This is a genomic window from Streptomyces sp. NBC_00448 (genome assembly GCF_036014115.1).
Lineage (GTDB): Bacteria > Actinomycetota > Actinomycetes > Streptomycetales > Streptomycetaceae > Actinacidiphila.
In genome coordinates, this window is sequence record NZ_CP107913.1 from 7,562,013 (window position 1) to 7,587,556 (window position 25,544).

Annotated in this window: 22 protein-coding genes and 1 pseudogene; 4 read left to right on the forward strand and 19 right to left on the reverse strand. The window is 71.4% G+C overall.

Translation table 11 applies throughout. The features are described from left to right. Positions 1-135: 135 nt before the first annotated feature. The 12 genes from OG370_RS32525 to OG370_RS32580 all read right to left on the reverse strand — a co-directional run bounded on the left by OG370_RS32525 (position 136) and on the right by OG370_RS32580 (position 12,280). On the reverse strand, positions 136-1,341 hold the full coding sequence (locus OG370_RS32525; protein WP_328470562.1) for a cytochrome P450: 1,206 nt from the start codon (positions 1,339-1,341) through the stop codon (positions 136-138). Continuing rightward, positions 1,338-3,203 (reverse strand): non-ribosomal peptide synthetase, encoded by a 1,866-nt coding sequence (locus OG370_RS32530; RefSeq protein WP_328470564.1) that lies wholly within the window; start codon positions 3,201-3,203, stop codon positions 1,338-1,340. The genes OG370_RS32525 and OG370_RS32530 overlap by 4 nt, the downstream gene beginning before the upstream one ends. A gap of 20 nt (positions 3,204-3,223) precedes the next feature. Next, complete coding sequence (locus tag OG370_RS32535) at positions 3,224-4,291, reverse strand: LLM class flavin-dependent oxidoreductase (RefSeq protein WP_328470566.1); 1,068 nt, start codon at positions 4,289-4,291, stop codon at positions 3,224-3,226. Between the two features lie 27 nt (positions 4,292-4,318). Continuing rightward, positions 4,319-4,807 carry a flavin reductase family protein gene (locus tag OG370_RS32540; protein WP_328470568.1) on the reverse strand — a complete coding sequence of 163 codons (489 nt, stop codon included), beginning with the start codon at positions 4,805-4,807 and terminating at the stop codon, positions 4,319-4,321. Between the two features lie 142 nt (positions 4,808-4,949). Next, positions 4,950-6,521 (reverse strand): tryptophan halogenase family protein, encoded by a 1,572-nt coding sequence (locus OG370_RS32545; protein WP_328470570.1) that lies wholly within the window; start codon positions 6,519-6,521, stop codon positions 4,950-4,952. Positions 6,522-6,554: 33 nt separating this feature from the next. Next, on the reverse strand, positions 6,555-7,772 hold the full coding sequence (locus OG370_RS32550; RefSeq protein WP_328470572.1) for a cytochrome P450: 1,218 nt from the start codon (positions 7,770-7,772) through the stop codon (positions 6,555-6,557). Between the two features lie 97 nt (positions 7,773-7,869). Beyond that, positions 7,870-8,442, reverse strand: a complete 573-nt coding sequence (locus OG370_RS32555; protein ID WP_328470574.1) for a winged helix-turn-helix transcriptional regulator — start codon at positions 8,440-8,442, stop codon at positions 7,870-7,872. A 17-nt stretch (positions 8,443-8,459) separates the two neighbouring features. After that, complete coding sequence (locus OG370_RS32560) at positions 8,460-8,660, reverse strand: MbtH family protein (RefSeq protein WP_328470576.1); 201 nt, start codon at positions 8,658-8,660, stop codon at positions 8,460-8,462. Beyond that, positions 8,657-9,391 (reverse strand): tryptophan 2,3-dioxygenase family protein, encoded by a 735-nt coding sequence (locus OG370_RS32565; RefSeq protein ID WP_328470578.1) that lies wholly within the window; start codon positions 9,389-9,391, stop codon positions 8,657-8,659. The genes OG370_RS32560 and OG370_RS32565 overlap by 4 nt, the downstream gene beginning before the upstream one ends. Beyond that, positions 9,384-10,652 carry a pyridoxal phosphate-dependent aminotransferase gene (locus OG370_RS32570; protein WP_328470580.1) on the reverse strand — a complete coding sequence of 423 codons (1,269 nt, stop codon included), beginning with the start codon at positions 10,650-10,652 and terminating at the stop codon, positions 9,384-9,386. Before OG370_RS32570 ends, OG370_RS32565 begins: the two co-directional genes overlap by 8 nt. Positions 10,653-10,686: 34 nt before the next feature. Then, a complete protein-coding gene (locus OG370_RS32575) occupies positions 10,687-11,463 on the reverse strand; it encodes an SDR family NAD(P)-dependent oxidoreductase (protein ID WP_328470582.1) in 777 nt (258 codons plus the stop codon). Next, complete coding sequence (locus OG370_RS32580) at positions 11,456-12,280, reverse strand: thioesterase II family protein (RefSeq protein WP_328470584.1); 825 nt, start codon at positions 12,278-12,280, stop codon at positions 11,456-11,458. The genes OG370_RS32575 and OG370_RS32580 overlap by 8 nt, the downstream gene beginning before the upstream one ends. Before the next feature lie 138 nt (positions 12,281-12,418). On the opposite strand from OG370_RS32580, the gene OG370_RS32585 reads away from it, so the two are divergent. Next, a complete protein-coding gene (locus tag OG370_RS32585; protein ID WP_328470586.1) occupies positions 12,419-13,663 on the forward strand; it encodes a cation:proton antiporter in 1,245 nt (414 codons plus the stop codon). Between the two features lie 66 nt (positions 13,664-13,729). On the opposite strand, the gene OG370_RS32590 is transcribed toward OG370_RS32585, so the two are convergent. Further along, positions 13,730-14,188 carry a MarR family winged helix-turn-helix transcriptional regulator gene (locus tag OG370_RS32590; protein ID WP_328470588.1) on the reverse strand — a complete coding sequence of 153 codons (459 nt, stop codon included), beginning with the start codon at positions 14,186-14,188 and terminating at the stop codon, positions 13,730-13,732. A 128-nt stretch (positions 14,189-14,316) separates the two neighbouring features. Here OG370_RS32590 and OG370_RS32595 point away from each other — a divergent pair, with 128 nt between their 5' ends. After that, positions 14,317-15,759, forward strand: a complete 1,443-nt coding sequence (locus OG370_RS32595) for an MDR family MFS transporter (RefSeq protein ID WP_328470590.1) — start codon at positions 14,317-14,319, stop codon at positions 15,757-15,759. A gap of 81 nt (positions 15,760-15,840) precedes the next feature. Next, complete coding sequence (locus OG370_RS32600) at positions 15,841-16,491, forward strand: helix-turn-helix domain-containing protein (protein ID WP_328470592.1); 651 nt, start codon at positions 15,841-15,843, stop codon at positions 16,489-16,491. 332 nt (positions 16,492-16,823) lie between these two features. On the opposite strand, the gene OG370_RS32605 is transcribed toward OG370_RS32600, so the two are convergent. Genes OG370_RS32605 through OG370_RS32620 form a run of 4 tightly spaced genes read right to left on the reverse strand, consistent with a single transcriptional unit; the run spans position 16,824 to position 22,156 of the window. Then, on the reverse strand, positions 16,824-17,909 hold the full coding sequence (locus OG370_RS32605; protein WP_328470594.1) for an NlpC/P60 family protein: 1,086 nt from the start codon (positions 17,907-17,909) through the stop codon (positions 16,824-16,826). A 54-nt stretch (positions 17,910-17,963) separates the two neighbouring features. Next, positions 17,964-18,446, reverse strand: coding sequence for a poly-gamma-glutamate biosynthesis protein PgsC/CapC (locus OG370_RS32610; RefSeq protein ID WP_328470596.1), 483 nt, complete (start codon positions 18,444-18,446; stop codon positions 17,964-17,966). Continuing rightward, positions 18,443-19,855 carry a poly-gamma-glutamate synthase PgsB gene (gene pgsB / locus OG370_RS32615; RefSeq protein WP_328470598.1) on the reverse strand — a complete coding sequence of 471 codons (1,413 nt, stop codon included), beginning with the start codon at positions 19,853-19,855 and terminating at the stop codon, positions 18,443-18,445. Before pgsB ends, OG370_RS32610 begins: the two co-directional genes overlap by 4 nt. Before the next feature lie 15 nt (positions 19,856-19,870). After that, positions 19,871-22,156: a cache domain-containing protein gene (locus OG370_RS32620; RefSeq protein WP_328470600.1), complete on the reverse strand. Its 2,286-nt coding sequence runs from the start codon at positions 22,154-22,156 to the stop codon at positions 19,871-19,873. 720 nt (positions 22,157-22,876) lie between these two features. On the opposite strand from OG370_RS32620, the pseudogene OG370_RS32625 reads away from it, so the two are divergent. Next, a pseudogene (locus tag OG370_RS32625) lies at positions 22,877-23,317 on the forward strand (ribosome small subunit-dependent GTPase A); the annotation flags it as partial. 15 nt (positions 23,318-23,332) lie between these two features. On the opposite strand, the gene OG370_RS32630 reads toward OG370_RS32625, so the two are convergent. Continuing rightward, a complete protein-coding gene (locus tag OG370_RS32630; RefSeq protein ID WP_328470601.1) occupies positions 23,333-24,775 on the reverse strand; it encodes an NF041680 family putative transposase in 1,443 nt (480 codons plus the stop codon). A 152-nt stretch (positions 24,776-24,927) separates the two neighbouring features. After that, positions 24,928-25,428, reverse strand: a complete 501-nt coding sequence (locus OG370_RS32635; RefSeq protein WP_328470603.1) for a hypothetical protein — start codon at positions 25,426-25,428, stop codon at positions 24,928-24,930. Between the last annotated feature and the right edge of the window lie 116 nt (positions 25,429-25,544).

Below are 25,544 nucleotides of genomic sequence, written 5' to 3' on the forward strand. Positions count from 1 at the left end.
ACCGTGGAGGCAGAGTGTCTACAGAAATGTAGACGATGAACTCCTGACGGCCAATTCGTGAACGGTGGCCGTCATTCGGGTGAACGATCAGCCTACACGGTGGCTCACGGCGGCGGCCGAGGGGCCTGTGTGCCCTCAGGCCAGGTGCACCGGCAGGCTTCGGTAGCCCTGGAGGAAGGTGGAGTAGACCGGGACCGGCGGACCGGCGAGTTCCACCTCCTCCACCGTGGTGGCGAGCGCGGCGAGCAGGGCGTGCAGGCTCACCCGGCCGAGGAAGGCGCCGAGACAGAAGTGGGGGCCGCGGCCGAAGGCGATGTGCTGGTTGGGGGTACGGGACAGGTTCAGGGTGCGCGGCGAGTCGAAGACGTCCTCGTCGTTGTTGGCGGAGACGTTCCACAGCGTCACGATGTCCCGGGCCCTGATCCGCTGCCCGCCGATGACGGTGTCGACGGCCGCCGTCCTGGCGAAGTGCAGTGCCGGCGTCGCCCAACGCAGCAGCTCCTCCACCGCCGTGTCCAGCGGCACCCGCCCCTCGCGCAGGTCCTGCCACTGTCCGGGATGGAGCGCGAGAGCGTGCACCGCGCTGATCGCGGCCATGCGCGAGGACTCGTCGCCGCCCAGGATCAGGCTGTAGCAGTTGAGCGCGATGTTCTCCAGGGGCAGTCGGGCGCCCTCGACCTCGGCGGTCGCCAGCATGCTGACCACGTCGGAGTCCGGCCGGACCCGGCGCCGCGCCGCGAGGTCCATGAAGTAGAGCACGATCTCGTTGCGGGCGCTGAGCGCGTCGAGTTCGTCGGGCTCCGCGGTGGCCGAGGACAGGGTCCGCTTGTTCCACTCCAGCAGTTGTCCGCGGTCCTCCCAGGGGATCGCGAGGAGGTCGCAGATCGTCTGGATGGGGAGGTGGTCGGCGACCTCGGTGGCGAAGTCGAACGTGCCCGGCCCGGCCACTTCGGCCACCAACGCCGCCGTACGGCTCCGTACCCGCTCCGCGACGTCCGAGAGCATGCGGGGTGAGAAGGCCCGCAGCATCAGGTTGCGCAGCTGCCGGTGGCGCGGCCGGTCGGTGACCGCCAGCATCCGGCCCCCGGCGGAGTCGTCGCCGCGCAGCAGGACGCCGAGGACCGTGCCGCGCGCCGAACCGAGCGTCTTCGGGCTGTTGTAGCACCCCTGTACGTCGGCGTGGGAGGCCACCACCCAGAACCCCGGGCGCCCGTCCGCCCCCTCGTGCCAGTACACGGGGCTGGTACGGCGCACCTCGCTCCAGAACGAGTGCTGCTCGTCACCGGCGAAGGTCGCCGGATCGGTGAGGTCGAAGGCCCGTGCCGTGGAGCCCGCGCTCATCGCGACCGCTCCTCGGACCGGCCGGGCGCGTTCACCGCGGACGCCGCCACCGGTGCCGTTGCGCCCCGCACCGCCTGTGCCAGCTCGGTGAGCGTCTGTGCCTGCAGCACCGATCGCATGGTGACGCCGAGTCCGAGCTCGCCGCGGATGCGGATCGCCAGTTTGGCCGCGACCAGGGAGTTGCCGCCCAGCTCGAACAGGTTGTCACCGGGGCGCACCGCGGGCAGCGACAGCAGCTCGGCGACGAACCGGCACAGGGCCTGCTCGGTGGACTCGTCCCCAGCGGACCCGTCCTCGGCGGACCCGCCCTCCCCCGCGGTCGCGGTGGGCGGGTGGAGAACCGTCACCCGGGGCCGGTCGTGCAGGGCCCGCCGGTCGATCTTGCCGTTCACGGTCAGGGGAACGGTGTCGAGGACCACCACGCTCGCCGGCACCATGGCGGCGGGCAGCGCCTGGGCGACGTGCCGGCGCAGGGCGGCCGGGTCCGGCACGCGGCCGGGCCGCGGCTGGACGTACGCCACGAGCACGGCGTCCGCCAGGACACCGTCGACCACGGCCGCCGCCACCTCGACCTCCGGATGGTCGGCGAGCCGGGCCTCCACCTCCCCGAGTTCGATACGGACACCCCGCAGCTTGACCTGTCCGTCGGCCCGCCCGGCGAACAGCAACTCGCCGTCCGCGCGCAGTCCGCCGCGGTCGCCGGAACGGTACATCCGGCTCCCGGGCGGACCGAACGGGTCGGGGAGGAACCGGGTGGCCGTCAGCCCGGGACGGTTGAGGTAGCCGCGCGCCAGGCCGGCCCCGGCGAGGTACAGCTCGCCCTCCTCGCCCTCCGGGACCGGCCGCAGCCGCTCGTCCAGCACGTACACCCGGCCGCCGGTCCAGGGGACGCCGATGGTGACGTCGTCCGTGGCCGCCAGCGGCCCCGAGATGGTGGCCCCGACGGTGACCTCGGTCGGACCGTATCCGTTGAACATCCGCCGCCCGGGCGCCCAGGCGCGTACGAGGGCCGGGGTGCAGGCGTCGCCGGTCGACATGATGGTTCCGCCCTTGAGGACGCTCGCGCTGTCGGTGAGGCTCAGCACGGCGGGCGGCAGCACGGCGTGGGTGATGTCGTGGCGAATCATCAGATCGGTCAACTGGCGTCCGGGCAGGACCGCTTCGGCGTCCGCGAGCACGAGCGTGGCGCCCGAGGTCAGGGCGAGCGAGAGGTCCCAGAAGGCGGCGTCGAAACTCACCGACGCCCATTGCAGCACCCGCTCCCCGGGCCGGGCGCCGAACCGGGCCCGCTGGGTGGCGACCAGGTCGGGAACGCCCTGATGGGTCACCGCCACGCCCTTGGGAGTGCCGGTGGACCCGGAGGTGAAGATCACGTACAGCAGGTGGTCGGACGTCAGCGGCGACAGCCGCTCCTCCTGCCGGATGTCACCGGCGGACTCCCGCCCGCACGCCGCCCGGGTGTCAGGATCGTCCAGCACGAGTTCGGGCACGCCGGGTGCCGCGACCCCGGTCCGTCCGGCGCGCACCAGCAGGACCGGCGCGGCGTCGGCGGTCATGCCGGCGAGGCGCTGCGCGGGGTGGGCCGGGTCCAGGGGGAGGTAGCCGCCGCCCGCCTTGAGCACGGCGAGCAGCGTGGTCACGAGGTCCACGGACCGGGGCACCGCCACGGCGACCAGGGCGTCCGGGCCGACGCCCAGCGCGATCAGCCGTCGTGCCAGCCGGTTGGCGCGGTCGTTCAGTTCGCCGTAGGTGACAGTGGTGTCCCCGTGCACCACCGCGACCGCGTCCGGGGCGCGCCCCACCGCCGCCTCGAAGAGTTCCGGGAACAGGAGCACCGGGTGGTTCGCCGTGTCGGGTTCCATAGCGTTTCCTCTCCGTGTCCTCAGCTTTCCGCCAGGCGCGGGCGCACCTGGTCGGCGAACAGGGTCAGGGTGCGTTCCATGGACTTCAGCGACTGCTGGCCGAAGTCGATCTGCCACAGCAGCACCTCCGGCCCGAGCGCCTCCTGGATGGCCCGAATCCTCTCCAGCGCCCGGTCCGGGCTGCCGAAGACAGCCGTCGACTCCAGTTCGGCGTCGCCCACCGCGTTGCCGAACTTCTTCGTCACGGCGGCCTGGTAGCCCTCGTACGCGGGTGAGGTGCGGTTCTGCCAGGATGCCGCCGCCTCGCTGAACCGGGACCAGTGCCGGCGAAGCAGGGTCCTGCCCTCTTCCCGGGCGTCCTCGTCGGACTCGGCGAGCAGCAGCGGGACGCTCACCGCGACCTTCGGGCGGCGTCCGTCTCCCGCGCCGGCCGCGAAGCGCTGCCGATAGACGTCCATCAGTTCACGGGTCGCGGCCAGGTCGTCGGTGCGCGGCGGCGAGGAGATGAGCAGGTTGAGGCCCATGTCACCGATCCACTCGAAGCTGGAGCGGGTGACCAGCGCCGCGGCCCACACCGGCGGGTGCGGTCGCTGGGCGGGCGGCGGATAGGAGGTGGCGTCCCGGTACGAGAAGTACGGGGTGTCCTCGCTGACCGACGGCTCGGTCCACAGCCGCAGGACCGCCCGGACCGTGTGCCGGAAGCGTTCCTGGCTGCTGTCCAGGTCCACGCCGAACGCCTCGAACTCGTACGGCAGGAAGGCGCGGGCGAAGCCGACGTCGAGCCGGCCGCCGCTGATGGCGTCCGCCTGGGCGGTCTGCGCGGCCAGTTGGACCGGGTGGTGGAAGGACGCCTGGATGCCTCCGGTCATCAGCCGGACCCGCCGGGTGACCGTGGAGACGGCGGTGAGGAAGGCGAGCGGGCTGGGGCAGTAGCCGCCGTACGGGCGGAGGTAGTGCTCCGTCATCTTCACGTACTCGTAGCCGAGGCGGTCGGCCTGCCGGCAGACTTCCAGCAGGTTCGCGTAGTACTCCTGGCCCGAGCGCTCCTGCGGGCCGGTGTCGGGCAGCAGTGAGAGGCCGAACTCCATTGCCTGTCCTCCTGGTTCGGATCGATGTCAGTGGCGGGCGGGGTTGACCGGGCAGGGCTCCGGGTCGAGGGACCAGAAGCGGCGCAGCCCGTAGAGCAGCGGTCCGGGCTGCCGGGCGGGCGGCGGGCTCACCTCGAACACTTCGCCGAACACCACGGTGTGGTCGCCCACGGTGACGGTGCGCGCGACGCGGCAGTCGGCGATGGCATGCGCGTCGTCCACCAGGTGCGGCCCCGCGAAGCCGGGTCGGTGTGTCCACCGCACCCGGTCGAAGCGGTCGGCGGCGCCGGAGGCGAACACCTGTGCCGCCGAACGGGCCCCGTCGTGCAGGAGGTTGACCGCGAAGGACGAGGTGTCCAGCAGGGCCCCGAGAGTGGGGCTGGCCTGCCGCACGCAGACCAGCAAGGTGGCGGGCTCGACAGCGACGCTGGACAGCGAGGAGCAGGTCAGACCTCGTGGCGGCTCGCCGGGACGCATCGCCGTCACCACCGCCACGCCGGAGGGGAACGTCGCCATCAGGGAACGGAACCGGTCCGGCGCGACGGCCGGCGGGCGCGTGTCGGCCGTCGCCGCGGCGGAGGTGGGCGAGGCGGCGGAGGTGGGCGAGGCGGTAGAGGTGGGGGAGGTGGGCGAGAGAGGCGAGGGGCGTCCCACGGACTCAGCCTCCGGTCCCGGCCGACCGGGCCGCCAGGTGCGAGAAGTACTCGTACTGGCTGGGCAGTCGGCCGACGAGAGTGCGCACCTGGTCGCGCACGAGCCGCAACTCCTTCTGGGCGGCGGTGTCGTCCAGTACGTCCAGGACGGGCAGCGGCCGGGTGGGCAGACCGCCGAGACCGAGGAGCATCGCCACGTACGAATAGGGCTCGAAGCCGTGGAAGTGCGGGTACACGGACTCCTGGTCGGGCAGCCGGTGCCGCCACAGCTCCACGCGTTCGGCGAGCCCGTCGGGCATCGGACGGTGTTTGGTGTCCCGCCAGTAGTCGTTGTCCTGCCGCGCCGCCGCGTAGTAGTGCAGGAACAGGAACTCGCGTACGCCGTCCATGACATGGGCGACCTGCCGGTTGTAGGCGGCGCGCAGCCCCTCGTCGTCCGCGCCGGACGGGAAGTGCCGCACGAGTTGTTCCGCGGCGTTCTGGATGAAGAAGATCCCGGTGGACTCCAGGGGCTCCACGAAGCCGCTCGACAGCCCGATGGCGACGCAGTTCTCGTGCCACGAGCGCTCACTGCGGCCGATACGCATCCGGATGTGGTTGGCCTCCAGGGCGTCCGCGTCGGGGCCGACGAAGGAGCGCAGGGTCCGCTCCGCCTCCTCGGGGCTGCAGTAGTCGCTCGCGTACACGTAGCCGGTGCCGAGCCGGCCGAAGAGCGGGATGGTCCAGATCCAGCCCGCGTCCTGCGCGGTGGCCGTGGTGCACGGCCTGATACCGCGGGCCTTCATGTCGACGGGGACGCGCAGGGCCACCGCGCTGTCGTTGGGCAGGCTGTCCTGGTACGAACGGAAAGGCACGCCGAGCGCCTTGTTGATCAGCAGGCCCCGGAAGCCGGTGCAGTCCACGAACAGGTCCCCGGCCAGCGGGCCGTGCTCCTTCGTCAGGACGTGCCGGATACGACCGCGCTCGTCCAGGGCGACGTCGGTCACGTCGTCGCGCACGTGCCGCACCCCGCGGTCCGCCCCGTAGCGGGCCAGGAACCCCGCGAGGAGCGTGGCGTCGAAGTGGTAGGCGTAGGGGAACTGGGTGGTGTGGCCCTCGGGCGTGGCACGGAACATGCTGTCCTCGCGGTCCTCCACGAAGTCCTGTTCCATCAGCGCGTCGTCGAGGTAGCGGGGTGAGCTCTGCGCGTCGCACAGCGCCGCCAGTACCGAGGTGTCCTGGTCGAAGCGCCCGCCGCCGCTCCGGTGCAGCCACCAGTCGGCGAGCGAGTACCCTTCCACGATCCGGGGCCGTTCGAACGGGTGGTAGAAGTGGTGCCCTCGGGCCCGCCAGTTCTCGAAGCGGATCGCGAGTTTGTACGTGGCATGGCACTCGGGCATCCACTCGTGTTCCGCGAGCCCGAGGCTTTCGAAGAAGCGCCGGACCGTACTGAAGGTCGCCTCGCCGACACCGATGGTCGACACGTTCGCCGACTCCACCAGCGTCACCGCGACGCGGTCCTCGAACTGCGCCTTCAGGTAGGTGGCAGTCATCCAGCCGGCGGTGCCTCCGCCGACGATCACCACGCTTTGCGTCATGTTCCCTCGTCTCGGGTCGGTGTTGGGGGACGGTCACCAGGTGACCGGTATCTCCGGCGAGGCCAGGACGACGGACGCGTCCACGACCTCGATGTCGCCGGCTGGGACGGCGAGCCGAAGCCCGGGAAACCGCCGCAGCAACGCCGGGTAGGCGACTTGCAGTTCGAGGCGGGCGAGGCTGGCACCGATGCACTGGTGGATGCCGAAGCCGAGCGCCAGGTGGTGGTTGGGCGTACGGGCGAGGTCGATGGTCTGCGGGTCGGGGAACTGGTCGGGATCGCGGTTGGCCAGCTCGGCCGCCCCGATGACCCCCTCGCCCGCGCGGATGCGGACGCCGCCCAGTTCCATGTCCACCTTCGCCACCCGGCGCCGGCCCGTGTGGGTCACCGTCAGCACCCGCAGCAACTCCTCGACGGCGGTGGCCACCTGGGATTCGTCGCCGTCGCGCACCAGCGCGGCCCGCGCCGGGTCGGCCAGCAGGACCATCGTGCCGAGGCCGATCATGTGGGCCGTCGTGGCGTGGCCGGCGACCAGCAACAGCGCGGCCGTCCACGCCGCCTGCTGCCGGGACAGCTCGCCCGTCCGTACCCGGTCCCGGGCCAGCCTGCCCAGCAGGTCGTCCGTCGGCTCGTGTTCGCGTGCGCGGATCAGCTCCACGAAGTACGCCTCGATCGCGTTGCTGCTGCGGGTGACCGTGTCGGCGTCCGAGTGGATGTCCAGCCGGACGCGCAGGTGCTTCTCGATGAACTCGTGGTCCTGGTAGGGCACACCGAGGATGCGGCAGATCATCATGGACGGCAGCGGGATCGCGAGGGCCTCCATCAGATCGACGGGGCCGGTGCGGGCGGCCATCTCGTCGAGCAGGTCCGCGACCGTCTCCTCGACCACCGGACGCAGGGCGGCGATCCGCCGTACCCCGAACTCGGCGATCAGCATGCGCCGGTGCCGGGCGTGCTCCGGATCGTCCATGCCCACGAAGGTGGGCGCGATACGGTCGCGCAGCACCTGGCCGAGCGAGCTGGCCGGGAAGCCGGGCAGCGCCCGGTGGACGCTGAACCGGGTGTCGGAGAGCACGGTGCGGACGTCCTGGTAGCGGGTGACCAACCAGGGACTCCTGCCGCTCCACAGGGACACCGGGAACACGGGTTCCTCGCGGCTGCGGCGCAGGAGTTCCTCCGGAGGAGCGAAGGGACAGCCCGCGGGGCGGGGCATGGGATAGCGCGGTGGCGTCCCGGCAGGATCGGTGGACATAGGGGGGTCTCCTGTTCGGCGTGCGACGGGTGGGAGCCCGGCGGGGGCCGGGGCTGGGGGCCGCGGCGTGGCAGCGGGCACTCGGCGCCGGAGCGCGTCATGCCGAGGTGGGCGGGGTGGGGCGGCGGGGATAGCGCTCGCGCAGGGCCGGGCCGGCCGCCGGGCCGGTCGCGAACATGAACTCGGCGGTGTCGAGCGGCCGGCCGGTGCTCCGGTCGACCACGACGGGGTCCGCCTCGACGCCGGTGCGGGCGTCCACCAGGATCAGGCCGCGCCGCTCGGGCGGCAGCCGGTGGTTGCCCCAGGCCGTCATGACGAGGACCAGGGGGCGCAGCGAGCGTCCGAGTGCGGTGGGGCGGTAGGCGGTTCGGCCGGCGGCGGCGCCTGCGTCCGGATCGGGATCGGTATCGGCGTCGGCGTCGGCGTCACGGCCCGTGTGGCCGTCTCCGCCGCCGTTCGTCTCGTCGGCCGGCGCCGTCGTCAGCAGCCCGGCGGTGACCAGTGTGGACAGCCGGTCGGCCAGCAGGCCGGCGGGCATCCCCAGGTTGCGCCGGATCTCCTCGAACCGGGTGAAGCCGTCGTACGTCTCGTGGAGGATCTCCAACGTCCACCACGGTCCGATCTGTTCGGCCGTCCTGGCCAGCGGGCAGTCGGGTATACGTGAGGGCACGGCCGCGGCCTCCGCCCTCATCCGCACAGCCGGACGGGACGCAGATCCGTCCAGTGCGTCTCGATGTAGTCCAGGCACCGGGCGCGGGCGTCCGGGCCGGACACGCAGCGCCAGCCCGCGGGAACCGCGGCGAACTCCGGCCACAGCGCGTGCTGTCCGTCCTCGTTGGCCACGACGCGGAAGCGCGCCTGCTCGTCGTCGAACGGGTTGCCGCTCATGCCGTCGTCCGGTCCGCGAGCCCGGTGGGTGCGGTGCCTTCGGTGTGGAGCTGTCCGCGCAGCCGCCGCAGTTCGGTGAAGGGCAGGGTGACACGTGCCATCAGGTAGTCGGCACCGCTGGTGCCGCCGGTTCCCGGCCCCACGCCGATCATCTTCGACATGAGCGTCAGATGGCCGAGCTTCCAGTGCCAGTAGCGGTTGCCGATGTCCAGCAGCGCTTCGACGATCCGGTGGTACGCCCCGGCCTCCGGGCCGCGACGGCACACTTCCCCGACCGAGGTGCCGCTGAGCGCCACGGCCGCGGTGAGGGCCTCGTAGAGCCGTCCCGACCGCCGGTCGTCGCCGAGGAACTCGTCGAGGTGGCGGAACTGCTCCGACTCCGCCCCGCTCGCGCTGCCCACGTAGGGGCGGAACTCGGCGAAGTGGCGGATCGGCAACTTCTCCAGTGCCGCGACCTGTTCCACCAGGATGCGCAGCAGCTCCGCGGCGCGTTCGAGGAACTCCACGCTCGACTCGGCGTCGGCGAGGCCGTGTTCGGGCTGCAGGTAGTCCGACGCGGCCTCGACGTCGGCGATGATCTGCTTCAGCCACAGCTCGCAGGACTGGTGGGCGACGACGAAGAACTGCTCGGAGAGGATCACCGCCCGCCTGCCGCTGTCGGTGGTGCGGGGCACCTGCAAGGACAGCAGGGTGTCGAGGTTCAGGTAGTCGGCGTACGTCAGTTCAGCCATGCGCCCGCTCCACTTCGCAGGTTCGGGCGAAGCGGATGATCTTCTCCACTCCGAGGGGCAGCAGGTCGGGGTCGCCGCAGAAGGCGATGCGCACCAGGGACCGGGCCCACTGGGGGACGTCGAGCGACAGCACCTGGCCCGCCGCGGACAGCCTCGGCCGCAGCGCGAACCCGGCCGCCGGCACCACCGCGACGGAGTGGGTCTCCAGCAGCCGGTCGGCGAAGGTCTGCGCGTCCAGCCCGGTCGAGGAGACGTCCAGCACGGCGTACCAGCCGCCGGCCGGCAGTTCCGCGAGCAGGCCGGCCGCACACAGCGGCGGCAGCAGCACGTTGCGGTTGTGCGCGACCAGCTTGGCGTTGGCGGCGACGGAGTCCCGGGCGCCGAGAGCGGCGAGACCCGCGTACTGGATCGGCGTCGAGGGCGAGATGATGCCCGCCTCCTGGACGACGCTCATGGCGTGCGCCGTCCGGTCGTTCGCGCAGGCCACGTAGCCCAGGCGGTATCCGGTCATGGCCGCGCTCTTGGAGAAGCTGTAGACGCTGTGCACGATCCGCTGGTCCTGGGGCAGGCCGCGTTCCAGCGACGCCATCGAGAAGTGCTCGCCCTCGTACACGTAGTGCTCGTACGCCTCGTCGCTGACGACCTGCCAGCCCCGCTCACGGGCCCCCTCCAGCAGGACCCGCTGGGCTCGCGCGTCGAGCACGACGCCGGTCGGATTGGCCGGCGAGTTGATCAGCAGCAGCCGGGTGCGGGGGCCGGCCGCTGCCAGGATCGCCTCCGGGTCGGGGCGGAAACCCGGGCCGAGCGGGTAGAAAACCGGCCGGAGCCCGGCGAGGAGGCTCTGCTGCAGGTGCACCGGCCAGTGCAGTTCCGGCAGCAGGATCTCCGCACCGGGCTCGGCCAGCGCCCGCAGCAGCGCGGTCAGGCCCTGCGCGGAGCCCGGCGTGACGAAGATCCGGGAGACCGGCGCGTCCAGTCCGTTCTCGGCGGCCAACTTGCCCGCCAGGGCCTCGCGCAGGGCGAGAATGCCCTCCACGCCGGTGTACTTGGTGTCACCGCGCCGCAGAGCGTCGTGCAGCGCGTCGGCCGCTTCCTGCGGCGCGTCGAAGTAGGGGTCGCCGACGTGGAGTTTCAGTACGGGCGTCGTCGTCCGCCGCTCCTTCGCCTCCGCCGCACGGAAGATCTCGTGCAGGGCGGACGACGGTACGGTGGCGGCCGGTGGGGTCTGGTCGGTCACATCGGCTGCACTGCTGGGATTCATGCCACCTCCGGGTGCTGTCGCTGTTCTTCGCCGGTCATGCGGCCCGGCCGCCGTCCACGGGGATCAGCGCGCCGGTCATCCAGCCGGCCATCTCGGGGTCCACCAGGGCGCACACCCACCGGCCGATCTCCTCGCCGCGGCCGAAACGCCGCAGCGGGGTCGCCTCGGTGAGTTTCCGCGCCAGTTCGTTCCTTTCGGAATCCGACAGTCCGGTCTCGTGCCACATCGGCGTGTCGACCGGGCCGGGCAGAATGGCGTTGACCCTTATCTCCGGGGCGAGTTCCCTGGCCAGGGAACGGGTCAGGCTGTTGAGTGCCGCTTTGCTCGCGCCGTAGCAGGAGCGCTCCGGCATCGACAGGACGCCGCCCACGGAGGATATGTTCACCACCGTGCCGGAATTCCTGCGCAATTGGGGAATCGCGCACCTGATCATCTCGGCGGGTGCCCACACATTGACCCGGAGCATGGCCATGAAATCCTCGTCCGCCGCGTCCTGAAGGGCTCCGAAGCGGGCCAGCCCCGCGTTGTTCACCACCGCGTCCAGCCGTCCGAAGCGCGCGACGGCAGCGGCGACGATCCGCTCCGCGGCCCCCTTCTCGGCCACGTCGGCGGTCACCGGATGGACCGCCTCGCCGCTCTGCGCGGCCAGTTCGGCCAGCGGTGCCGCGCGCCGTCCGACGGCGGTCACCCCGGCCCCCGCGGACGTCAGGCACTCGGCGACCGACCGGCCGATGCCGCTGCCGGCTCCGGTCACCAGCACGGACATCCCCTCCAGCGGCCGGTGCGCGAAGCGCGCCAGGGGCTCAGACACGATGCCGCTCCCGCCGGTCGGCGCCCACGACGTCCTCGACCAGGCCCCGGGGGTCGACCCGCGGGTGGAAGTGGCCGCCGGGACGGGCGCGCAGGGTGAATTCCCCGGTCGTGCAGGCCGACCACGACCGGACCCGTGCCTCGCAGGCCAGGGGGTCGTCGGGGCTGTAGTAGCAGCGGACGGGACACCGCAGCGGCGCGGTGCCGGCCCGCGGCGCGTACGTCTCGTTCGCCGTCACGTCCGCCCGCAGCGCGGGCAGCACGAGGTCGCGGAACTCCTCGTCGTCGGCGAACTCCGGATCGATGGTGCCGAACGCCTTTACCGCGGACCACAGTTCGGCGTCCGTCAGCCGGTGCGTGGTCCCGCCGCCCGCGTCCTCGGGCCCGGGTGAACCGGAGACGCACAGCCGCGTGGGCGGCGATCCGGCGTCCCGCAGGGCCACCGCCGTCTCGTAGGCGACGAGTGCGCCGAGGCTGTGCCCGTACAGGATCAGGGGCGAGGCGGGCAGTCCGAGCAGCTCGGTCGCCACCAGCGAAGCGGTCTCACGGATTCCGACGGCGGGCTCGGCGAACCGGTCGGCCCGGCCCGGATACTGCACGGCCATGAGCTCGGTTCCCGGCGGCGTCAGAGCGGCCCATTCGCGAAAGCCGCCGGCGAATCCACCCGAATGGGGAAAGCACACCAACCGGAATTTCGAATTCCGGATGCTGTTGAATTTCTGCAGGAACTCTTTAGGCACTGTCGACCCCCCGTGGTCAATAAGTTGCCTTCTCGCTGTAGAGCACCCTGGCAGGCAGGGCAAGGTCCTTCGTGGCATCTTTCATCGATCTTTCGGAACTGGATAGAGATGAAAGAACCGTGCAAGAAATCTTGTTCCGGAGAACCCCGGCGATGGTGTGGTGGGACCCGACGTTCTGTGATCCCGAACATGTACAGCACGCCGAAAGGGGCAGCCATGGACACGCTCGTGCACGCCGGAGCAGCGCTCGCTGTCGTCCTCCTGCTCGCCTTGCTCGGCAGACACACGGCCAGACTCCTGCGGCAGCCCGAGGTGATCGGAGAGATCACGCTCGGGCTGGCCGCCGCACCGGTGCTCATCGCGATCGGCGGGCACGGCCTGCTGGACTCCGCCCTGCCGACCGGCGTGGTGGCGGACCTCCGTCAGGTCGGGCACATCGGCCTGGTGCTGTTCCTGGCCGGCGTCGGGCACGAGCTGCGGCGCGGCGCCCGGGCGGGCCGTGGCCGGGCCGTGGCCGTGATCGCGGCCGGCGCGACCCTGATCCCGCTGCTGGCCGGGTCGGTGGTGGCCTTCTGGGTCCTCGCCCACGGCGGGCCGGCGCTGCGCGGCACCGCTCCCGCCCCCGCGCTCGCCCTGCTGCTCGCCGTCTCCCTGACGGTCACCGCGCTTCCGGTTCTCGCCCGCATCCTGGCCGAGCGCGGCCTCACCGACACCTCGGCGGGGCGGCTGGCCCTGGGCGCCGCTCTCGTCGTCGACGTGGTGACCTGGGTCCTTCTCGCGCTGGCGCTCGGCATGGCGGCCGGCGGCTCCGGCCGCTTCCCGCGACTGCTCGCCGTGGCGGCCGGCGGCGTGGCGGGGCTGTTCCTGCTCCGGTTCCTGGTCGGCCTGCGACCGGTCGCGGTGCTGCGGGACCGGTGGCCGTGGGCGTGCGCGGTCCTGGTGGCATGCGCCGCGCTGGGCTGTTCGTACGCGCTCCAACGGGCGGGCCTGACCGAGTTCTTCGGCGCGATGCTGCTCGGGCTCGCGCTGCCGGCCGAGGGCTGGGAGCGGATCGTGGCCCTCGTGTCGGCGGCCGGGCGCGCGCTGGCGCCGGTGTTCTTCGTCGTCACCGGCCTGACGGTCTTCGCCCGGCAGGTCGAGGAGGTGCCGTGGGCCGCGGTCCTGCTGGTGACGGTCCTGGGCATCGGCGGCAAGGTGCTCGGCGGATACGCGGGGGCCCGACTGGCCAAGGAGCCGCCACTGGAGTGCCTGCGTATCGGAGTGCTGCTCAACACCCGCGGGCTCACCGAACTCGTCGTGCTCCAGGCCGGTTTCAACGCCGGGCTGCTGACGCCCGCGATGTTCCTCGGCTACGTCGTCATGGCCCTGGTGACGACCGCCGCCACCGGTCCCGCCTGCGCCGCGATCGACCGGGCGTCGAGCCGTGCCCCCCTGGTGACGCCGTTGCCGGAGGCCGGCTGACGGAGCGTCATCGTTCGGCGGCGGCCGCCCCCGTGCGGGGCGGCGCGGGCGTCCTTCCCGCGGTCCTCACTCGTGGGGTACGTCCAGCGCTCGGAGCACCAGCCGGTGGAGCGTCTCCCGTTCGTCGGCGTCCAGCCGCGCCAGAGCCGCGTCGGTCGCCTCGTCGACGAGATGAGCGCCGCGTTCGAGCGTCCGCACCCCGCCCGGTGTGATGGACAGCGCGTAGCGCCGCCGGTCGGTGGGGTCGGGCCTGCGCTGGACGGTGCCCTCGCCCTCCATCACGTCGAGCAGCCTGACCAGGTCGCTGCGATCCATCTGCAGCAGGTCGGCCAGCTCGCGCTGCGACATGTCGCTGTACTCCGTCAGGCACAGCAGCACGAAGTGGGCCTGCGCGGACAGCCCGTCCTGTGCGAAGGCGCTCTTCATCCCGCCCCGCATCTTCCGGCCCAGGTGGGACAGGGCGAATCCCGGCAGCTGCATCAGTACCGGCGGCCGTGGCCGGGTCGACCGAGAGTTCGACGTCATCACCGCACCCTAGACCATCCATGGGAAAACCCATGGAACAGTCAGTTCTTTGATGGGAATATCAATAGTAGGATTCCCCACGTATCTTGATCTGCCACTGTCCGAACGCCCGGCGAGCGGAGCCGACCTTGACCAGTACGACCCAGTCCTCTCCACGCCCACCGGACACGCTGCCGAAGGTCCCCGCGGAGGTGTGGCGCGTCGCGGCGGTGGTGATCACCGGCTCGTTCATGTCCACCCTCGGCTCGTCCCTGGTCAACGTCGGTCTCAAGACGATCGCCGGGGTGCTGCACGCCCCGCTGAGCAACGCCCAGTGGGTGGCCACCGGTTACCTCATCGCGTTCGCGGCCGCGTTACCGGTCACCGCGTGGCTCAGCCGGCGGATGGGCGCCGGCCGGCTCTGGCTGTGGGCGCTGGCGGGGTTCACCGTGGCCTCCGCCGCCTGTTCCCTGGCGCCGAACCTCGGCGCACTGATCGCCCTGCGCGCCGTCCAGGGGCTGTGCGGCGCCCTGCTCGTGCCGACCGGCCAGACGGTGATCGGCGAGATCGCGGGGCCCGAGCGGATGGGGCGGGTGCTGAACGCCACGAAGATCGTCGTGGTGCTCGGTCCCGTCATCGGTCCCACGATCGGCGGGCTGCTCATCCGGTCGCTGTCCTGGCACTGGCTGTTCCTGGTCAACGTCCCGGTCGGCGTGGTCGCCCTCGCCCTCGGCTCCCGGCTCGTCCCCAGGGGCGTCCCCACCAAGGGGCGCCCCTTCGACTTCGGCGGCTTCCTTCTGATCGCGGCGGGACTGCCGCTGGTGCTCTACGGCATCACCATCGCCGAGCGCCAGGGGCTGACCGACACCCGGGTGCTCGCCACCTTGCTGTCCGGGATCGTCGCGATGGGGCTGTTCGCCTGGCGCAGCCTCACCGTCGCCACACCCGTGCTCGACCTGCGGCTGTTCCGCAACCGCGTCTACACGGCCGCGACCACCTCGGTGTTCTTCACCGGCGCCGCCCTGCTCGGCACGATGATCCTGCTGCCGCTGTACTACCAGCTCATCCGCCACGAGGGCGTGGTCACCTCGGGGCTGCTCATGCTCGGTATCGGCTGCGGGTCCGCGCTGTCGATGCCGTTCGGCGGGCCGATCACCGACCGTGTCGGCGGCGGCATCGTCTCCGCGGCCGGCCTGACGCTGAGCCTGGCCGGCGTGCTGCCGATGGCGTTCCTCGACGCGCGCACGGGATACCTGATCCTGCTGCCGCTGCAGGCCGCCGTGGGCTTCGGCCTCGGGCTCTCCGCCATGCCGTCCCTGTCGGTCGCGTACGCCACCGTGCCACGTGAACGACTCCCCGACGCCACCTCGGAGGCCAACATCATCCAGCGGGTGGGAGGGGCGGTCGGCACCGCCGTGCTCGTGATGGTCCTGGAGACGAACGGCACGGCCACGGACAGCTCGTTCCATGCGGCGTGCCTCTGGCTGGCGGGGGCGGTCTTCATCGCCCTGTGCCAGTCGCTGTGGCTGACGAAGGTGGAGAGCACACGACGCAAGCAGGAATTGACACGCCGAAGTACACCGAAGGGATAACAGCATCGGCGCGCCACTTCCGCCCACCGGCAAGTTTCTCGGGTTGGAGGAAAAATGTCACCGCGCTCGACGTTTCCTGATGTGCTGCTCATCAGATGGCCCGCCCAGTCGGAACTGCGTGAAGAGTGCCAACGGGGCGGTATCCCGCATCTCCTGGTCGTCGAAGGCGGTGCACCACCGCCCTTATGTGTCCATCCGTACGAGGACTGGGTGCGTCCCCCGATATCCCAGGACGACCTGGACATCCGCATAGCCACCCTGCGGACGCGGGTGCGCACCCGCCGTCCCTCGCTGAACTCGGCCGACGTGCTGGGGTTCGGCAGCCGCTCGGTCGGCCTGACCGCCACGCAGAGCTGGCTGATGGGCCTGTTCATCGAACGTTTTCGAGAAGTGGTGCAGCGCGACGAACTGTTGCTGCGGCTGCGTGAGCGGTCAGCCGACCTGCCGACACGAAACGCGTTCGACCTGCACATCATGCGCCTGCGGCAGCGGCTGTCCATCGTCGGCCTCACCCTGGACACGGCATGGGGGCACGGATACGTTCTGCAGCCGGTGACGGACCCTTCCCAGACCAATGCGCCTTGTTCCCGATGCGGGCGCCGGGCCGCCTCCGTGACCGCGAGTTCCGCCGAAGGTTCCCCGGAACCGTCCACCGGAGCGGCACTCGAAGAAACACCGCGCAGAGGAATACTCGCCCGCCGCGCCACCCCAGGGGGCCGAGCGGCTCGATGAAGCCCGCGAGAGTGTCCGGCAAGCGGGTGCCGACCGGACCGGGCCTTGACCCCGGATCTTGGAACGCCGGCCTTTTCGGCCCTGGAAGGTCCCGGGCTCGAACGTTGCGTGGAAGGACCCGGCGAGCGCGTTGTCCGCCGGGCTGCTGACCATGCTGGTGGACCGCGTCCAAGATCAGGGGGCAAGGCCCGGCCGCGTCACCACCCTTACCCCGCCCGGCGAACTGCCCTGGAGCACGGACTACGGCCGGGCCGCAACGCCGCCACGGCCGGTTCGGGCATGCTGCGGTCGGCGTCCGGCCGACGCTGAAGCCGGGCACGCACAACAGCGGTTCACAGCCGGCGGGCCACTCGCAGCCCCTGCGCGTAGAAGCCGGTGCCGTCCAGGCGGGCGACGCCGGCCAGGTCGCCCATCGTGGGGCCGTTGGCCTGCGAGCGGCTGGAGTAGAACCGCGGATGTCCCTGGTCGTCCAGGCCCAGATAGAGCCCGCAGTGGTCGACGGCCAGCGGCTTGCCGATGTTGATGGCGAAGAACACCAGGTCGCCCGGTTGCAGTGTGCTCAGGTCGGTCGGCTGTTGTTTGGTGTCCGGGATCAGCAGCACCCCCGGCGCGTAGGCGGCGATGGCGTAGGCGCGGCGGGGCAGGCCGATGCCGGGGGTGTTGGTGGTGTGCATCGGGTAGCCGCTGCGGTAGCCCCAGACCAGGCGCATGAAGCCCGAGCAGTCGACATCGCCGTAGCGGGCCCGCTCGGGGGTCATGTGGGTGCCGTCGGGGAAGGTCCACGGGATGCCGAGGTAGTCGTAGAAGTCGGACTTCTCGTCGCGGTAGTGGAAGGACGTCTGCGATTCGCCGGGCACCTTGGGGCCGAAGGCCGCGTCGCCGGCGTATCGCAGGCCATCCGCGTTGCGGCGCACGGGAGCGCCGTCGCCGTACTCGAAGGCCGTGGCGATGACGTCCGCGCCGCGGTCGGCGAGCGTCTTGGGGAACCAGCCGCGGAACCACGCGGTCTGCTCGCGCCCGTGGCTCCACTCGTGCGGCATCAGCCGTACCCAGGCATCGCTGCGCACCACTGCGCTGGTGGTGCGCGGCTCGCTCCAGGTTCGGGTGGGGCCGGTGAGCACGGCCGTGCGGGCACCGTCGGTGAAGGTGGCCAGCACTCCGCCGTCGGCGGAGCGGACCACCGTGCGAGCGGGCTTGGACAGGCGCTCGTACCGGTATCCGCCGGTGGGCACGGCCGTCGGCGGCGTGCTGTCCTGCGACGGAGCGGCGGCGTCCGACCCGTCGCCGTGACCGCGGGCACGATCGACGGCATACCCGCCCACCGCTCCGGCCACGGCCACGCCCGCAATGGTGCCCAGGACCTTGCGGCGGCCGACTCCGCGCGTCGGGACGCCGCGGTGCGACGGATCGGGACTCATGACACGGTCTCCTCGGGTTCGGATACGGCTTCGGGTGCGGGGCGCGGGGACGGATCAGGTGGTGGGCAGCACACCGAGCAGCAGCCCGGTGGCCAGTACGACGTACGCGGCCAGCGTCACCGCGGTCGTGGAGACCGCGGTGGCAGCCATCGGCTGACGCACCATCTGGTAGGCGATCAGGCCGGGCACGATGAAGCCCAGCGTCTGGGTGGTGTACAGCAGCGGGTACTCGTGCTGAAGGCTGAGCATCACGGTGGCCTGCAGGAGTACCGCCACCAGCACCACGGCCGCGAACAGCCGCTTGCCGTAGAGGATCACGTTGCGCTGGAGGAGCTTGGTGGCGCCGAAGGTCAGCACCGTCACGCCGACCATCAGTCCGGCACGGCCGACGTCGGTGATCAACGTCAGCGCCAGCCAGCCCGGGGTGATCATCCCACCGGGCGACAGGTTGGTGGTGAGGTAGCAGATCAGTGAGAAGACCAGGCCGAGACCGATGCCCAGAGCGGCGATCTGCGGGGTGACATCGGCGGGGATCACAGCGGCTTCCTCATCATGTGGTCGCGGTCGTCGGCGCCGTACGGGTACGGCTCGGCTTCACGCGGCTTCGGCACGTGCGCGGGCAGGGCGGCGTACGGACTGTGCGGCGTCGGGTTGTCCAGAGCGGCCACCCAGTTGTACGGCTCCGGTTCCGGCGGGCGGCCCACCGCGATCTGCATGGTGTCCTCCGGATCGCCTTCCAGGGCGTACGTCACCGGTTCATCGGTGTCGTCCAGCGGCAGTTCCGAGAGGCACTCCAGGAACAGCTCGCCCTGGCCGTGGATGTTGCCGATCGCCACCAGGGAGGAACTGAAGCTGAGTTCGGCGAGCATGTCCCGGGTCAGCAGGCGCGGGTCTCGGCGATCGCCGCCCAGGTCGACAACGCGGCCGGGCCAGTCGGCGGGGATGCCGTCGCGGGCGCTCTTGACCGGGTGGCCGATGAGGAAGACCGCCTCCGGGTCGAGGTCGGGGATGATCGCGCCCATCTGGGCGTTGCGCTCGACACGGTCCGGACGGCAGTTGATCACCACGTTCAGCGGACGGCGGATCGCACCGAGCTCCTCGAGCTGCCTGACGTTCATCAGCGTGGACTCGGGGTCGTTGGCCGCGAAGACGTTGGCGAACCGAAGCCGCTTGCCCTCGGCGGTCACATACCGCTCGACGGAGAGCACGCCGGGGTCCGGAGGAGCGTCCCACATGCCGCGCAGCGCGGTCTGCCGGTCCACGCCCAGTAGTTCGGCGACGGCCAGCGCGATAGCGACGTTCTCCTTGAAGGTGAACCAACTGAAGCCACGCAGCTCCGCGTCCGTCACGGTCTGCGGATCGACCGCGATCAGGCGGCAGTCGCGCTTGGCGGCTTCCTCTCGCAGGATATGCAGCCGGTCCCGCTCAGCGGTGACGCAGACGCCGCCGATCGGCATGGACCGCGACAGGGAGCGGGCGACGTCGTCCAGGGTCGGCCCCATCTCGGCGAGATGGTCCTCGCGGACGTTGCAGAGCACGCCGATGGTGGAGCGGATCAGCTTCTCCTGGTTGATCTCCTGGAGCGCCGGCATCACCGCCATGCACTCGATCACCAGCGCGTCCGGCCGGTAGGTCGCCGCCCGTCGCACGATGCCGATCTGCTCGACCACGTTGGCCAGGCCGAACTTGCGGTACACCGGCTCCTCGGTGGCGTCCGGGTGAATGAACCGGGCCGCGGTACCGGTGGTCTTGGCGACGGTGACCATGCCGCCGCCGCGAAGCGCACCCGCGCACAGCCGGGTGATCGAGCTCTTGCCGCGGATACCGTTGACCAGCACCCGCGTCGGTATCTGGTCCAACGAGGCGTTGTGGCGGCGCTGTTCCACCACACCGGCAACGAGCAGCACGGTGCAGCACGACAGCAGCACGAGATAGAGGAACAGCACGTCGATTCGTTTCTGCTAAGACCGTGGCGCGGTTTCGCGGGTGGCCGACGGGACGGGGAGACGGGCACCCGGACCGGACGGGCGGGCGGTCGCTGCCAGGGCCTGCCGGAGCAGTTCGAGGCTTCGGGTCACCGAGCCGGTCTCGTCGTGGTTGACAGGGTAGAGGACGGTGCGCCGGTCGCCGCCGGCCAGCCGCTCCGCGAGGGTGGCCAGCGCCCGCAGCGGTCGGACCGCCACGATATGCAGCCAGCCCAGACAGGCGACCCCCGCGCTCAGCGCGAGCAGCCCGGCGAGCATGGTGCGCCACTGCACCTGGTACGCGGTCAACCGCAGCGAAGCGGCCGGCCGGGCGGAGACGACCCGCCAGTCCAGTCCGGCGGCCGGCCCCGACAGCGCCAACGGTGCCGCGGAGGCCACCGACTGCTTGCCGATCGGCGCGGCGTCCGCGTCGAGCACCGCCGACTTCGAAGCGCCCGCGGTACCGGCTGCGCCCTCCGTCTGCACGGCGAGCCGTGTCAGCCGGTGGTCGGGCAGCGTCTGGAAGGCGCGGAAGCCGACGTTCGCGGCGAGCACCCGGTGCCGCTGATCGGTCAGCCAAACGTTGCCCAGGCTCGGCCGGGAGAGCGTGCGGTCCAACGCGCGCACATCGATCTCGCCGAAGAGGACGACCGGATCGTGTGCCTTCGCCACGGCGCCTGGTGTGGCCGGCGGGATCTGCGCGTAGGCGGCGATCGAGGGGATACGACCCGAGGTGTTGACGGTGGTGATACCGCTACCGGTCGGCGTGTGGGTGATGGTGCGCAGCGGCTCCGCGCCGACCCGTTCCAGGATGGCTCCGGCGCGGTCCAGTACGTACAGCGACCGGTACTGCGGATGGTCGTCCAGCACCCGCTGCATCGGTGACCGGTCCTTGTCCGGGGACCGCCCCGCGAGGGTACGGGTCAGGGCGGTCAGGTCGGTGTAGCGCTGGTCGAGCGACTGCCGGACCCGGTCGGCGGCGGCCTGGGTGCGGGCCTGCTGGTCGGCGACGACGACGGCGGGGATGCTCGTGGCTGCCTGCGCCCGGTTGATCAGGAACAGCATCGGCAGGGCCCAGGCGGCGATCAGCACCGCGCAGACGGCGAGGACGCTCCGGGACCCGAGGCGGCGGCGGCTCGGCACCCGGGCCGGTCCCGCCTGATCGGTGAGTTGACGGCGGATCGACTCCAACGCGCGGCCGATGCGGGCGGGTTCGCCGAACCGCGGCAGGGGGACCGGCCGGGTCAGGTCATCCTCCTCGGCGTCGGCGCCCGGTACGTTGTGGGCGCCGCGGACCAGCCGGGTGGCCGACAGGTGCAGCCGCAGCAGCGGCCGTTGCAGCGTGAGTGTCAGCACCGCGGTGACCAGCAGCGCGATGAGGACGAGCACCGCAGCCGCCACCGCGGCAAAACGCACATGGCCGGCGCCGGCGGTCGAGGAGGCGACCTGGCGGGAGGTGAGCACCGTCAGGCCGAGGTCGCGGGTGGCGTCAGCATGCCCGGTGGGGACGACCGGAGCCCAGCCGGCCAGGGTGCGCCGGCCGGCTGCCCGCTCGCCCAGCAGACTTCCGGAGGTGTCGGTCGTCCGGGGTCCGCGGTGCGCGGTGTCGGCGGCGGTCTCGGCCAGAGCACGGTCGGCGGCGGTGGGCGCCGTGGTCCCCGCGGCGCCGGTGTTGAGCACGTTCCCGTCGACGTCGATGAGCCGGACGGTGCGCCCTTCGCCGTGCACCGGCGGCAGCGACACGGGCTCGGAGACCACCAGCAGCCACGTGCGCCGCCGTGATGCGGCCGCGCCCTTCGCGGCATCGGGCAACTTGATCCGGCTGAAGAACAGCAGCCGGGGCGTGCCACCGTCCGAGCGGGTCAGCCGCGCCGGGATGTCGCCGCCGTGGCTGTCGTGGTCCTGTGCCACCACATCCACCCCGACCAGCGACAGGGTTTCGCCGCCGGCCGCGGACTGATGCCCGGTGCGTGGATCGAAGAGGCCGGCGCCCCGCGCGGTCGGCCGGGTGGCCAGCAGCGCCCGGACCACCGCCGACGGGGCGGCGTTCTTCGCCGGCTTGTACGTCCGGGTCGCGTGCCGCAGCGCGTCGGCTTCGGCCTCCACCGAGGTGCGCAGCGAGCTGGCGGCATCGGCGGCGATCGCGCTTTCGGAGTCGCGCGTGGCCTGCGGCACGTCATGTCGGCCGGTCAGCGAGATGGTGAGCACGGTGGTGGCGGCAACCGCCAGCAGCAGACAGAGCAGTATGGCGATGGGTGGGCGTATGCCGCCGAGCAGGGGCATGTCGGCACGCCAGTGGATGCGGTGGCGGCGCGGTGCGTGATCGACCGTGAGCAGGGCTGGGTCCTCTCCTTGAGGCGGGCCCATGGCCGCGCGACAACCTCCGCACTATAGCCGCCTTATGATCACATAATCATCACATTAATATTCCACTGGCCCATGCCCAGACCTGGGCCGTCGGACCTCGTCCGGTGGTGCCGCGACCGGACGTCCCGAACATGCGCACACCGCCGCACGTCGGCTCCGTGAATCCGCCGCGCCGCACGACGGCGTCGACCGTCGATGCGAACCCGGCCCGCCGCCAATGCCGGCGCCAGCGCCGCTGTTCCGGCGCCCATGGGTGAGCCCGGTGTGAGCCAGGCGCCCTTGGAGCGGGTGCGATGTGGAATGCGGTGAGCGGCTCGAAGCTCTGGCGGGTTCTTCGGAGCCGCCGGTGGGGGAGGCGCGGTGCGCGCTGCGGTTGCTGGGCAGGGCGCGTAATTGGGTGGCGGGGGTGGTGGGGGAGCCGCTACGGTGCGGGTGTTCGCAGCGCGGTGCCCGGTTGGGTGGCCGTGTCGGTCGTGTGTGTGACCTGGGAGGTGTGACCCGATGGCTGTTTCCGTGACGGGCGTTGCCCACATTCAGCTGATCGTGCGGTTCACCTCTGTGGTCTCCGGCTGACCTCTTCTGCTGTTCGTCGCGCCTGTGGGCGCGCGGGTCGGGGCCCTGTTCGAAGGGTTTCCCTTGTCTTTCTCTTTTCGTGATGTCTCCTCACATGCTCTCGTGCCCTACGGCTGGGACGACGTGTGGGAGGCGGAGTTCGTGCCGTACGCCGAGCGTGGGCTGGTGCCCGGGCGGGTGGTGCGGGTGGACCGTGGACGGTGTGATGTGTTCACGGCCGAGGGCGTGGCGCGCGCCGACACCGAGTACGTCGTGCCGAAGGACCCGATGCGCGTGGTGTGCACCGGGGACTGGGCCGCGCTCGATCCGGCCGGCCACGACCCCCGTTTCGTGCGGGAACTGCTGCCCCGGCGCTCCCGGTTCGTCCGGTCCACGTCGTCGAAGCGGTCGGAGGGCCAGGTGCTGGCGGCGAACCTGGACCACGTGGCGGTGTGCGTCTCGCTCGCCCTCGAACTGGACCTGGGACGGCTGGAACGGTTCGTCTCGCTGGCCTGGGAGAGCGGGGACTAAGCTTGATCTTTATGGTCGACGGCCGTAGTGCTGGTCGAGCGTTTCGGCGCGTTTGACGGTCTTTCCTGGCGTGTGGCGGGGTACTCTCGCATGGTTGCTCGATCCGCGGGGGCGTCCTGGGCCGGGGCGGGAGGGTTTCGGCGCAGCCGCGGGGCGGGCGGTCTTCGCGCGGATGTTGCGAAACCCCCGCCGGACCCGGGCGGGGGTCAACTTGTTTGAGGGAAGTGGGCGTTCCCATGGGCGGCGCAGGTCCTGCGCGGCCGGCCTGGCGAGCCATAGCTGGGTGTGTGCGGCGATGATGAGCGTCGTCCACAGGTCCGCGCTGGTCGGGTCACGGAGCTTGGGCACGGTCCAGCCGAGTGTCTGCTTCATCAGGCGGAAGGTGTGTTCCAGGTCGAATCTGCGCAGGTAGGACCGCCACAGTTGGTCGACGTGGGAGGGGTCGGCCCCGGGGCGTGAGGACCACAGCCACACCGGGTCGGGATCCCGTCCGCCGGGCAGGTGCTCGACGGTGAGGCGGATCACGAGGCCGTGCAGGACGGGGAGTTCGGTGTTCTGGTCGGTGATCCAGGCGGAGCGTCGGGTGAGTCGGGGGTGGAGCCGGTCCCATGCCTGGGCGGTCGCGGTGCCGTAGCGGGTGGTGTCGGTGAGGGTCTCGGTGTGTGGGTCGCCCCAGGTGGTGGGTTTGGCCAGGGCGAACGGGGCACCGTGCATGCGCGGACGGCCGGATCGTGGCCGGACGTTGTGCGGGGCCGGGTCGCGGGCCATCACGCGGTCCGAGCGCAGTCGGCCGCATACCTCCACGGGTAGGTCGGCGAGCAGGTGGGCCAGGCGGGCGAGGTCGTAGCCGGCGTCGGCGACGATCAGCAGCTCGGGGGCGCCCTCGCTCCAGTGGCCCGCGGCGATGATCCGCTCGATGACGTCGCGCAGTTGGGCGGCCGTGACGGCGGCGGCGTCATCGGCCGGGCCGAGCCGGAGGGCGTCCAGCAGGCGGCACCAGGAGGTCCGGCCCGATTCCAGCACGGCCACGAAGGAGTAGGGCCAGCCGGGGATGAACTGGTCCTTGCTGCGGCCGCGTCCGTAGACGTGGCAGAACAGCCGGTCGGGGCTGGTCTCGGCATCGGGGCGCAACCACGTGGAGACGTCCACGGCCAGCACGATCCGCCCGTCAACCGCACGCGGCACGGGCAGCGAGGCCAGCAAGCTCCGCAGCCGTGCCGGCTCGGCCCAGCCGGCGTTCAGCGCCTGGTAGAGGGCACCGTGCCCACGTCGGTGCTCGGCCTCCAGACTCAGGTCGACCAAGGTCTGCACGGGCCCGTCCTTGCACAAGACCGCGTCGGTGAGCTCGAAGAGCGCGTCTGCACGGGCGTACAGACACTCGTAGAACTCGACCCGAAAGCGGGACAAGACACCCAACGCATCACCAGCGGACCCCGGGACAGGCAGACTCATACGCAGCGGCCGTTCTCTCGTGCTTCGTTACTCGACATCTCGAAGCGTGGAGAACGGCCGCCTCGGCTGTCCCGGAAAGAACCGCAGATCAGCAGGTCGGGTGACGTACGAGGTTAAACATCAAGCTAAGGCGGAGGGCGAGGGGACCGCGTTCATTGTGCGGGGTTCCTGTTCGTGGCGGGTCGGGGGAATCGGGTGGTGGCGGGGAGCAGGCGGCCATCGGGCGGGCGGGGTTGGCCGGGCGGCTGCGGGGGCGGTATCTGCGTGGTGAACCGGAGTTGGTGGGGTGGGTCGGTCAGGTCCCAGCTGTGGGCGCCGGGGTGCCCGGCGAACTCGCTGCATGCTTCGCCGTTGGATCGGGCGGGGCAGTCGGGGAACACGAGGGCCAGGCTGGAGCCCACGTCGTCGCGCCAGACCGCCCAGACCGTGCCGGCCTCGGGCCCGCGCAGGTTCAGTACCGCGCCGTGGTGCACCGGCCCGCGGTGGAGCTGGAGCGTGCAGATCAGCAGGTCGTATGCATCGTCCGCGACGTAACCGAGGTCGTCCGAGTTTGGGTCTGCGGCGTTGGCCATGTTCACTGCCGTCGTGACGAGTTGGGGCGGCATGAGGGTTCGCCGGCCGCAGATGAAGCGTTGCGGGCTGCGGCTGGGCATCGTGTTCGGCTCCTTCGGTGACGGCTTCCTAGAGGGGGTGGAGCCCACTCCGGCCACGGGCAGTCGCCGTGAGTCCGTCATGCCCCAGGGGAGTTGGGGGCGTGGCTGCCTGCTTG